Origin of the sequence: Stenotrophomonas maltophilia group sp. Smal17, assembly GCF_030237045.1 — a bacterium.
In the GTDB taxonomy this organism is placed as follows: domain Bacteria; phylum Pseudomonadota; class Gammaproteobacteria; order Xanthomonadales; family Xanthomonadaceae; genus Stenotrophomonas; species Stenotrophomonas forensis.
Genome location: NZ_JASJSU010000129.1, coordinates 1 through 10064 on the forward strand (window position 1 = coordinate 1; position 10064 = coordinate 10064).

Consider the following 10064-nt stretch of genomic DNA (forward strand, 5'->3'; position numbering starts at 1 on the left):
GCCCCGCCAACCCCCGGATAGCCGGCCTTTGACGTTGACGTTGATTGCGGCGGGTGCAGGGCTGCAAGCCCTGCGAAAAGAGAACCACCCTACGCCAGCGTCGGTTGTGCAATCTTCCCCCGCACACTACGATCCTGCGGTTCGCGCGCGCAGGCGCGCACCCGTATTCCTGCTGAGCGCCTCGTGCGCCGCATCTGCCAACCCGAGGTATCCATGGTCATCAAACCGCGTGTCCGCGGCTTCATCTGCGTCACCACCCACCCGACCGGCTGCGAGGCCGCGGTCAAGCAGCAGATCGACTACATCCGCGCGCGTCCGCCGATCCAGAACGGCCCCAAGCGCGTGCTGGTCATTGGTGCCTCCACCGGCTACGGCCTGGCGGCGCGCATCACTGCGGCGTTCGGTAGCGGCGCGGCGACCCTGGGCATCTTCTTCGAGCGTCCGGGCAGCGAATCCAAGCCGGGCACCGCCGGCTGGTACAACTCGGCCGCGTTCCACAAGTACGCCGACGAAGCCGGCCTGTACGCCAAGAGCATCAACGGCGATGCCTTCTCCGATGAGGTGAAGGCCAAGGCCATCGAGATGATCAAGGCCGATCTTGGCCAGGTCGACCAGGTGGTCTACAGCCTGGCTGCACCGCGCCGCAAGCACCCGAAGACCGGCGAAATCATCAGCTCCACGCTGAAGCCGATCGGTGAGCCGATCACGCTGCGTGGCCTGGATACCGACAAGGAAGTGCTGACCGAGACCCACCTGCAGCCGGCTACCGCCGAAGAAATCGCCGGCACCGTCGCGGTCATGGGCGGTGAAGACTGGCAGATGTGGATCGATGCGCTGGCCGATGCCGGTGTGCTGGCCAACGGCTGCACCACCACCGCCTTCACCTACGTGGGCGAAGAGATCACCCAGGCCATCTACTGGAATGGCTCGATCGGTGCCGCCAAGAAGGACCTGGACACCAAGGTGCTGGGCCTGCGCGAGAAGCTGGCAAAGATCGGTGGCGATGCGCGCGTGTCGGTGCTGAAGGCCGTGGTCACCCAGGCCAGCTCGGCCATTCCGACCATGCCGCTGTACCTGTCGCTGCTGTTCAAGGTGATGAAGGAAAAGGGCACCCATGAAGGCTGCATCGAGCAGCTGGACGTGCTGTACGACATCCTCTACGGCGGCAAGGCTGACGGCGTGGCGGTCGATCGCCTGCGCCACGACCTGGTCGATGCCGATGGCCACACCGTCGCGCTGGTCGATGAGGAAGGCCGCCTGCGTGCCGACTACAAGGAAATGGCCGCGGACGTGCAGGGCAAGGTGGTTGCGCTGTGGCCGCAGGTGACCAACGAGAACCTGTACGAGATCAGCGACCTGGCCGGCTACAAGGCCGACTTCCTGCGCCTGTTCGGTTTCGGCGTGGAAGGTGTCGACTACGAAGCCGACGTCAATCCGGACGTCAGGATCGAGAATCTGGTCGACATGACCTGATCAATGAAAAGGCCGGCGAAAGCCGGCCTTTTCGTTGGGTAGTGCCGGCCGCTGGCCGGCAGCCCCGTGGGTCAACCAAACTCGAACCCCATCTCCGGCAAGGCCGGGCCGACGAAGTCGCCCTGCACATAGTCCACGCCGGCACTGAACAGCAGGGTCATCGAATTGGCGTCGCTGACGAACTCGGCGATGGTGCGGATACCGGCTTCCTGCGCACGCGCGGTGATCTGGCTGATGCGGTCGATGTTCTCGCGGGTGGCGGCCAGATCGCTGGTGAAACCGCGGTCCAGCTTGAGGAACTGCGGCTGGAAGTGGGCCAGCAACTGGAACGAATCCAGCCCCGAACCGAACTGCTCCAGGCCGATGCGGCAGCCCAGGGGCGCGACCTCGGCAAGGAACTGCTGCGCGCTGCGCAGATGGGTGAACACCTTCGCTTCCGGTGCATGCAGCCACAGCCGTTCGCCTGGCACGCCCTGTGCCTGCAGTTCGCGGCGCAGGGTGGCGATCATCTGCGGATCGTCGAACGATTCCGGGGTGACCTTCACCAGCACCTGGGTGGCATGGCCTTCGCGCGCACGTTGGCCCAGCACCGCGATGGCCCGCGAAACCACCCAGCGGTTGATGTCGGCCAGCAGCCCGTGCTCCTCGGCAATGCCCAGAAACGCGGTCGGGCTCAGCAGCTCGCCGTTGTGCTCCAGGCGCAGGTAGGCCTCGTACAGTTCCAGCGGCTCGCCCTGCAGATTCAGCACCGGCTGGTAGTGCAGCTGGAAGCCGTCGCCGGCCAGCGCTTCACGGATGCGTGCCACCCAGCGCAGCACGCGCTCTTCCTCCACGCGGTCGGCAGCGGCGGGGTCGAAGATGCGGCAGGTATTGCCCAGCTCGGCAGCGGCCTGCGTGCATTCGCTGGCACGTGCCAGCACCTGGCCGATGCTGGCGATCTTCTCGCCCACCTGCACGCCGCCGATGCTGACCGTCACCGTGGCCGAGCGTGCGCCGATGCTGAAGACATGCGCGGCATAGGCTTCGCGGATGCGCTCGGCCAGCGCAACGGTCTGCGCATAGGGCCCAGCCTGCAGCACGGCGAAGTTGTGTTCGCCGAAGCGGGCCAGCTGCGCGTCCTCGCCGACCACCTCGGCCAGCAGGGCGGCGAGCGCGCCGATCAGCGCGTCGGCCGAGGCCAGGCCGATGTCCGGGAGCAGGCGTGCGTAATGGTCCGGTTCGATCAACAGCAGGCCGAACTGGCCTTCGCTGCGACCGGCCTGGGCCACCGCGCTTTCCAGCTGCAGCATGAAGGTCGGGCGGTTGAGCAGGCCGGTGACCTGGTCACGCTGGCGCAGGTCTTCAACTTCGCGTGCCAGCTCCGGATCGAATTCCATGCGGCGGCGGAGCACCACCTGCAGGCAGGATTCGCCCTCGTAGGTCGCCGCCGTGAATTCCATCGTTGCCGGGAACGCGCTGCCATCTTCGTGACGGGCGTCGAGCTGGTACTGCGGCGGCGGCGCTTCGCCACGGCTGAGGCCTTTCAGCAGCTGCTTGAAGCCTTCCACATGCTGCGCGGCGACCATGTCGAGCAGCGAAATGCCTTCGATGTCGTCGAAATGCTCGTAGCCGAACATCTCCAGATAGGCGTCGTTGGCCCGGATGTGCATGCCTTCATGCACATAGGCGATGGGGTCGCGCGAGGAGGCGATCAGCGCGTCGCAGCGGCGCTCGGTTTCGCGCATCTGTGCCTCGATGCGGCGCAGGCCACGGCGGGCCTGCAGGTCCACCCACTGGTCGCGGACCACGGCCAGCAGATGCTCGGGGCGCTGGCGCAGGGCGAGGGCGCGGATGCCATGGCTGCTGGCCTGCACCAGCTCGTCCTCATCGATGCGCTCGGCCAGCAGCACCAGCGGAATATCCTTGCCGCTGGCGGCGATGTGCTGGGCCACCAGCGGCAGTGGAATGCCCGGCGACGGCGAGGCCAGCACCAGGTCGATGGCCTGGCTGTCCAGCACCTGGGCCAGCTCGGCCGCATCCTGCGGGCGCCACGGGCGCACCGCGATGCCACTGTTGCGCAGGGCGCTGACGATGGCTTCGGCATTCTCGCCGCTGTCATCGACGATCAGCAGGCGGATGGTGATGTCGTTCGCGTTCTGCATGCACTGCTCCCCAATCTGCAAATCTAGATACACGATGCGCGCCGAACCGTCCATGCGCGCCCCCCTTGCGCGCATCGAACGGCGATGTGGTTCACACCACGCCGCCGGCCGCGTGGCCGCTGGCCCAGGCCCACTGGAAGTTGTACCCGCCCAGCCAGCCGGTCACGTCCAGTACCTCGCCAACGAAGTGCAGGCCGGGCACGCGCCTGGATTCCATCGTCGAGGACGAAACCTCGGCGGTGTCCACGCCGCCCAGGGTGACCTCGGCGGTGCGATAGCCTTCGGTGCCGCTGGCCACCAACGGGAACGCGCCCAGCAGCTGCGCGGCCTGGCGCAGCACCGGCTCGTCCAGCTGGCGCACCGGGCGGTCGGGCAGCCAGTGTTCGCACAGGCGCTGCGCAAGCCGCTTGGGCAGTACCTCGCCCAGCACCGTGCGCAGCTCGGCGGCCGGCCGCTCGCGCTTCATCTGGCGCAGCCACTCACCCGCATCCTGGCCGGGCAGCAGGTCCAGTTCCAGCGCGTCGCCGGGTTGCCAGAAGGACGAAATCTGCAGGATCGCCGGGCCGCTCACGCCGCGATGGGTCAGCAGCATGAAGTTCTGGAAGCTCTTTCCGTTGCAGCGCGCCTCGATCGGCAGGGCGACACCGCTGAGCTCGGCCAGCCGTTCCTGGTGCTTGCCGCTGAGCGTCAGCGGCACCAGCCCGGCGCGGGTCGGCAGCACCGCGTGGCCGAACTGGCGTGCGATCTCATAGCCGAAACCGGTGGCACCCATGCTGGGAATCGACAGCCCGCCGGTGGCGACCACCAGCGAGGCGCAGTGGAACAGGCCGTGGCTGGTGTGTACGCGGAAGCCGTCGCTGCCGTGCTCGATGCGCTGCACGCTGCAGTCGGTACGGACCTGCACGCCAGCCGCCTGGCATTCGTCCACCAGCATCTTCACGATCTGCTTGGACGAGACGTCGCAGAACAGCTGGCCCAGCTCCTTCTCGTGGTAGGCGATGCCGTGCTTGCTGACCAGCTCGATGAAATGCCAGGGCGTGTAGCGGGCCAGCGCCGACTTGCAGAAGTGCGGGTTGGCCGACAGGAAGTTGGCCGGGGTGGTGCCGGTGTTGGTGAAGTTGCAGCGGCCACCGCCAGACATCAGGATCTTCTTGCCGATCTTGTTGGCATGGTCGATCACCTGCACCTGGCGGCCGCGCTGGCCGGCGGTGATCGCAGTCATCAGCCCGGCCGCGCCGGCGCCGATGACCACTACATCGCAGCGGATCGTGCTCATGCCTTGGCGCGCTTGCGCCAGTTCGGGATGATGTCGAGCTGGATCTGGTCGTTGAGAATCTGCACTTCGCCATCCTGGATCAGCACGCTGAAGCGCATCGCACGCTGGATCTGCTGGCCCCACTGCTCGACGAAGGCACCATCGAGGTCGACCACCGACAGGTTGTCGAAACGCGCCAGTCCCTTGCCCTGCTTGGTCCACCAGATCTCGGAGGCGTTGCCACCGTAGTTCACCACCTGCACCTGGCGGCTGCGGTTGCTGGCCTTGCGGATGCGCGATTCGTCCGGATGGCCCAGGTCGATCCACTGCAGGATGTCGCCGGTGTAGTCGTGTTCCCACAGGTCGGGCTCGTCATCGGTGCTCAGGCCGCGGCCGAATTCGAGGCGATCACCGGCGTTGAGGGCGAAGGCGAGCAGGCGCACCATCAGGCGCTCGTCGGTCTCGGACGGGTGCTGGGCCAGGGTCAGGTTGTGGGTCGCGTAGTAGCCGCGATCCATGTCGCTGATCTGTAGTTCGGCCTTGCGGATGGTGGCGGTAAGAGCCATGGGGGATCCGTGGACTAAAGAGGACAATGATAGAGGTTTGCTCTTGGGGTGTCCGTTGCCGGGCTGTCGGCAGAGCGTCAACGTGGCACGCTTGCCGTCCTTGTCCACCGCAGGAATGGACGCGATGACCCCTCCCAGCCGGTTGCAGCTGCCGCCTGGCCACTGGCCCAGCCTGCTCGATGGCCTGTGCGCGCGTTTCCCGCGCATCGACCGCGCGCAATGGCAGGACCGCTTCGCCCGTGGTCGCGTGCAGGACGCGCAGGGCAGGGCGCTGGCGCCGGACCTGCCCTGGCAGGTGGGGCTGGAGATCCAGTACTTCCGCGAGGTGGCCGACGAGCCGGTGATTCCGTTCGCCGAGGCCATCGTCCATCTGGATGCGCACCTGCTGGTGGCCGACAAGCCGCACTTCCTGCCGGTGACGCCGGCCGGCCGGCACGTGCGCGAAACCCTGCTGGCGCGTCTGATTGCCCGCACCGGCAACCCCGAGCTGGTGCCGCTGCACCGCCTGGATCGACTGACGGCCGGGCTGGTGTTGTTCTCCACGCGGTCGGCCTCACGCGATGCCTACCAGCGGCTGTTCCGCGAACGGCGCATCGAGAAGATCTATGAGGCACTGGCACCGGCCCTGCCGGGCGTGGCGTTCCCACTGCAGCGGCATAGCCGGCTGGTGCCGGGCGAGCCGTTCTTCCGCATGGCCGAAGTGCCGGGCGAGCCCAATGCGCGGAGCCGGATCGAGCTGATCGAGGCGGAGGGACCGATCTGGCACTACCGGCTGCGGCCGGAGACCGGCCGCAAGCACCAGCTGCGCGTGCACATGGCCGCGTTGGGCGCGCCGATCGAGGGCGATGACCTGTATCCGCAACTGAGGTCGCGCCCGGAGGGGGCGGTCGAGCCGCCGCTGCAGCTGCTGGCACAGGGGCTGGCCTTCGATGACCCGCTCAGCGGGGAACGGCGGCAGTTCAGCAGCCAGCGCCGCCTGTGCCTGTCGGATCGGGCGGGGTAGCGCCGTTCAGCGGCCGGCACGCCGGGCCAGCCAACGGTCCAGTTCGGCGGCGAACAGCTGCCGGTCGCGTGGGCCGAGGGGCGGCGGGCCCCCGGTCTGGACCCCGGCGCCGCGCAGCTCTTCCATGAAATTGCGCATCGACAGCCGCTCGGCCATGTTGTTCGGGGTGTACAGCTGGCCGCGCGGGTTCAGTGCGACGGCCTTCTTCTCCAGCACCAGCGCGGCCAGCGGGATGTCCTGGGTGACCACCAGGTCGCCAGCGGCAACCCGCTCGACGATGGCACTGTCGGCCACGTCCAGGCCCTGCGGCACCTGGATCGAGCGCAACCAGCGCGAGGGCGGGGTGCGGATCCACTGGTTGGCGACCAGGGTCAGCTCGATCCCGACCCGTTCAGCGGCCCGGAACAGGATGTCGCGAATGACGCCAGGACAGGCGTCTGCATCCACCCAGATGCGGGGGAGGGCGGGTTCAGCTTGGGTTTCAGCTTCAGTCATTTACCCAGTGTAGGGTAGGAAAAACCTGAATGGGGACTCGGAGTTAGCCACGATCGGCTGCCAGCCCTTGTCACGCCTAGCGGGCGGGCCCTGCCCATGAACGTCCGGGCTATCGCTTTTTGCAGAAAACACGCGTATCGTTCGTCCCACTGTGTTTGCTAGGGTCACCGTGAATCGTGGCCTGGTGCAGTTGATCTCACGATCCGCTCATCGATCCGCTTTACCAACGCCTGCAACTCAGTCTCGGCCCCGATACCCGGTGGCTGCGATTTTTTCAACATGTGTTTCAGGAGTTAGTCAAATGTCTGATCGTCAGACCGGCACCGTCAAGTGGTTCAACGACGCCAAGGGCTTCGGCTTCATCACCCCGGAAAGCGGCCCGGACCTGTTTGTGCACTTCCGTGCCATCCAGGGCACCGGCTTCAAGACCCTGCAGGAAGGCCAGAAGGTTACCTTCATCGCCGTCCAGGGTCAGAAGGGTATGCAGGCTGACCAGGTGCAGGCGGTCTAATCCGTCTGCTACCGTTGGGTAGCCAGAACGCCGGAAGCGAAAGCTTCCGGCGTTTTTTATTGCCCGCCGTTTTGTAGAGTCGAGCTTGCTCGACTGCTTGCAACGACAGTCGAGCATGCTCGATTCTACGAGGGGTATGCATCCTGCGCGGTACGATGCAGGTCTTCCCAAGGATCATCCTCATGCGCATCGTCCACCACCTGGAAAACTCCCGTTCGCTGCGCGTGCTGTGGATGCTTGAAGAGTTGGGGCTGGACTACGAGCTCCGTCGCTATCCGCGCGATCCGAAAACGCTGCTGGCGCCGCCCGAGCTGCGCAACGTGCATCCACTCGGCAAGTCGCCGGTACTGCAGGATGGCGAGCTGGTGCTGGCCGAATCCGGTGCGATCCTCGACTACCTTGCCGACCGCTACGACACCCAGCGCCAGCTGTCGCCGTCAGCGATGCCAGCCGAGGGCGCCGAGCGCATCGCCTACCGCTACTGGCTGCACTACGCCGAAGGCTCGGCGATGCCGCCGTTGCTGCTGACCCTGGTGATGGGGCGCATCCGCAACGCGCCGATGCCGTTCTTCGCGCGCCCGATCGCGCGCAGCATTGCCGACAAGGCCGAGCGGGGCTTCATTGGCCCGCAGCGGCGCCTGCACCTGGACTGGATGGAACGCCGCCTCGCCGAAAGCCCATGGTTTGCGGGTGAGCGGTTCAGCGCGGCCGACATCCAGATGAGCTTCCCGATCCAGGCCGCCGCTGCACGTGGCGGTGGCCTCGACGACAAGCCTGCACTGCGTGGTTTCCTCAAGCGCATCGGCGAGCGCCCGGCCTACCAGCGCGCCGAGGCCCACGGTGGTCACCTGCAGGCGCTCAGCGGCAATTGAGGCGGGCGGCGGTCGCCCCCATCTTCAAGGCCATGGATACCGACAGCCCCCGTTTCGACAACCGCCTGCTGCACAGTCTGCCGGGTGACCCCGAATCCGGCCCGCGCCGCCGTGAAGTGCTGGGCGCGGCCTGGTCACCGGTGATGCCCACGCCGGTGGCAGCGCCCGCTCTGCTGGGGTGGTCGCCGGAGGTGGCCAGGATGCTGGGTTTCGATGCCGCTGACGTCGAGAGCGAAGGTTTCGCGCAGGTGTTCGGCGGCAATGCGCTGTACGCCGGCATGCAGCCGTGGGCGGCCAACTACGGCGGGCATCAGTTCGGCCACTGGGCCGGGCAACTGGGCGATGGCCGTGCGATCTCACTGGGTGAACTGGTTGCGCCCGACGGCCGTCACTGGGAGCTGCAGCTGAAGGGCGCGGGCCCGACGCCGTATTCGCGCGGTGCCGATGGTCGCGCGGTACTGCGCTCGTCGATCCGCGAATTCCTGTGCAGCGAAGCGATGCACCACCTCGGCGTGCCGACCACGCGTGCGTTGTCGCTGGTCGGCACCGGCGAAGACGTGGTGCGCGACATGTTCTATGACGGCCATCCGCGTGCCGAGCCTGGCGCCATCGTGTGCCGCGTGTCGCCCTCGTTCCTGCGTTTCGGTTCGTTCGAACTGCCGGCTTCGCGTGGTGAAACCGCGTTGCTGCAGCTGCTGGTGGATGCCTGCATCGCCCGCGATTTCCCCGAGCTGGAGGGGCAGGGCGAGGCGCTGTATGGCGACTGGTTCGCGCAGATCGCGGTGCGCACCGCCGAGATGATCGCGCACTGGATGCGCGTGGGTTTCGTGCATGGCGTGATGAACACCGACAACCTGTCCGTGCTCGGCCTCACGCTCGATTACGGCCCTTACGGCTGGGTCGAGGACTTCGACCCGGACTGGACGCCGAACACCACCGACGCGCAGGGCCGCCGTTACCGCTTTGGTACGCAGCCACAGGTGGCGTACTGGAACCTGAGCCGGTTGGCGCAGGCGCTGGCGCCGCTGTTTGCCGACGTGGCACCGCTGCAGGCCGGTCTGGCCGCCTACCAGTCCACCTTCGTGGCATGCACGCGTCGCGATGCCGCCGCCAAGCTCGGCCTGGCCGCGGCCGACGACGACGACCTGCAGCTCTACCTGCGCTGGCAGCAACTGATGCAGGACGGCGCGATGGACATGACCCTGGCCTGGCGCGCGCTGATGCGCATCGATCCGGCGGCACCGGATGCGGCGGTGCTGGACGCGGTGTACTACGACGAGACGCGCCAGCAGGCGGTGCGGGCGCCGTTGCAGCAGTGGCTGCAGGACTACGCGACGCGGTTGCGCGCCGATCCGCTGTCGGCCAGCGAGCGCGCTATGAAGATGGCTGCAGCCAATCCGCTGTACGTGCTGCGCAACTGGCTGGCGCAGGAGGCGATCGACCGCGCGGAGCAGGGTGACCTCGGTGGCGTGCACGCCCTGCAGGAGGTGCTGCGCGACCCGTATACCGAACGCGCCGGGCTCGAGCACTTCGCCGGCAAGCGCCCGGCCTGGGCCGACAACCGCGCGGGCTGCTCGATGCTGTCCTGCAGTTCCTGAGGGTGGGTTTCGGCAGGGCTGCGCCCTGCACCTGCAGAGGCAACAGCCAAAGCCAAAGCGGCTCTGGATTGCTGAAGGTCTGGCGGGGCGGTGTGGGGCTGCAGGACACGCCGTAAACCCATCCATGGGGGCTCGATGGCGCCATCCATG

9 protein-coding genes are annotated in these 10064 nt (G+C 67.1%); 5 read left to right on the forward strand and 4 right to left on the reverse strand.

The features are described 5' to 3' along the window. The first annotated feature begins 213 nt into the window (after window positions 1–213). Window positions 214–1473, forward strand: coding sequence for an enoyl-ACP reductase FabV (gene fabV, locus QRO93_RS20305; RefSeq protein ID WP_053449503.1), 1260 nt, complete (start codon window positions 214–216; stop codon window positions 1471–1473). A 71-nt stretch (window positions 1474–1544) separates the two neighbouring features. Here the strand turns inward: fabV and QRO93_RS20310 are convergent, their stop codons facing one another. The 3 genes from QRO93_RS20310 to QRO93_RS20320 all read right to left on the reverse strand — a co-directional run bounded on the left by QRO93_RS20310 (window position 1545) and on the right by QRO93_RS20320 (window position 5435). Further along, a complete protein-coding gene (locus QRO93_RS20310; protein WP_040009725.1) occupies window positions 1545–3614 on the reverse strand; it encodes an EAL domain-containing protein in 2070 nt (689 codons plus the stop codon). 91 nt (window positions 3615–3705) lie between these two features. Further along, on the reverse strand, window positions 3706–4890 hold the full coding sequence (locus tag QRO93_RS20315) for an NAD(P)/FAD-dependent oxidoreductase (RefSeq protein ID WP_008265205.1): 1185 nt from the start codon (window positions 4888–4890) through the stop codon (window positions 3706–3708). Beyond that, window positions 4887–5435 carry a YaeQ family protein gene (locus tag QRO93_RS20320; RefSeq protein WP_053449505.1) on the reverse strand — a complete coding sequence of 183 codons (549 nt, stop codon included), beginning with the start codon at window positions 5433–5435 and terminating at the stop codon, window positions 4887–4889. The genes QRO93_RS20315 and QRO93_RS20320 overlap by 4 nt, the downstream gene beginning before the upstream one ends. Window positions 5436–5559: 124 nt before the next feature. Here QRO93_RS20320 and QRO93_RS20325 point away from each other — a divergent pair, with 124 nt between their 5' ends. Then, complete coding sequence (locus QRO93_RS20325) at window positions 5560–6438, forward strand: pseudouridine synthase (protein ID WP_180880680.1); 879 nt, start codon at window positions 5560–5562, stop codon at window positions 6436–6438. 6 nt (window positions 6439–6444) lie between these two features. On the opposite strand, the gene QRO93_RS20330 is transcribed toward QRO93_RS20325, so the two are convergent. Continuing rightward, complete coding sequence (locus tag QRO93_RS20330; protein WP_180880678.1) at window positions 6445–6933, reverse strand: YaiI/YqxD family protein; 489 nt, start codon at window positions 6931–6933, stop codon at window positions 6445–6447. Window positions 6934–7234: 301 nt separating this feature from the next. On the opposite strand from QRO93_RS20330, the gene QRO93_RS20335 reads away from it, so the two are divergent. The 3 genes from QRO93_RS20335 to QRO93_RS20345 all read left to right on the forward strand — a co-directional run bounded on the left by QRO93_RS20335 (window position 7235) and on the right by QRO93_RS20345 (window position 9914). After that, window positions 7235–7444: a cold-shock protein gene (locus QRO93_RS20335; protein WP_004153307.1), complete on the forward strand. Its 210-nt coding sequence runs from the start codon at window positions 7235–7237 to the stop codon at window positions 7442–7444. 182 nt (window positions 7445–7626) lie between these two features. Beyond that, window positions 7627–8316 (forward strand): glutathione S-transferase family protein, encoded by a 690-nt coding sequence (locus tag QRO93_RS20340; protein ID WP_053449507.1) that lies wholly within the window; start codon window positions 7627–7629, stop codon window positions 8314–8316. 32 nt (window positions 8317–8348) lie between these two features. After that, on the forward strand, window positions 8349–9914 hold the full coding sequence (locus tag QRO93_RS20345) for a YdiU family protein (protein WP_180880676.1): 1566 nt from the start codon (window positions 8349–8351) through the stop codon (window positions 9912–9914). The last annotated feature ends 150 nt before the right edge of the window (window positions 9915–10064 follow it).

What these genes read in the sequence shown, in the direction of transcription:
- fabV (WP_053449503.1), top strand. Translation starts at nt 214, where the DNA reads ATGGTCATCAAACCGCGTGTCCGCGGCTTCATCTGCGTCACCACCCAC.
- QRO93_RS20310 (WP_040009725.1), bottom strand. Translation starts at nt 3,614, where the DNA reads ATGCAGAACGCGAACGACATCACCATCCGCCTGCTGATCGTCGATGAC.
- QRO93_RS20315 (WP_008265205.1), bottom strand. Translation starts at nt 4,890, where the DNA reads ATGAGCACGATCCGCTGCGATGTAGTGGTCATCGGCGCCGGCGCGGCC.
- QRO93_RS20320 (WP_053449505.1), bottom strand. Translation starts at nt 5,435, where the DNA reads ATGGCTCTTACCGCCACCATCCGCAAGGCCGAACTACAGATCAGCGAC.
- QRO93_RS20325 (WP_180880680.1), top strand. Translation starts at nt 5,560, where the DNA reads ATGACCCCTCCCAGCCGGTTGCAGCTGCCGCCTGGCCACTGGCCCAGC.
- QRO93_RS20330 (WP_180880678.1), bottom strand. Translation starts at nt 6,933, where the DNA reads ATGACTGAAGCTGAAACCCAAGCTGAACCCGCCCTCCCCCGCATCTGG.
- QRO93_RS20335 (WP_004153307.1), top strand. Translation starts at nt 7,235, where the DNA reads ATGTCTGATCGTCAGACCGGCACCGTCAAGTGGTTCAACGACGCCAAG.
- QRO93_RS20340 (WP_053449507.1), top strand. Translation starts at nt 7,627, where the DNA reads ATGCGCATCGTCCACCACCTGGAAAACTCCCGTTCGCTGCGCGTGCTG.
- QRO93_RS20345 (WP_180880676.1), top strand. Translation starts at nt 8,349, where the DNA reads ATGGATACCGACAGCCCCCGTTTCGACAACCGCCTGCTGCACAGTCTG.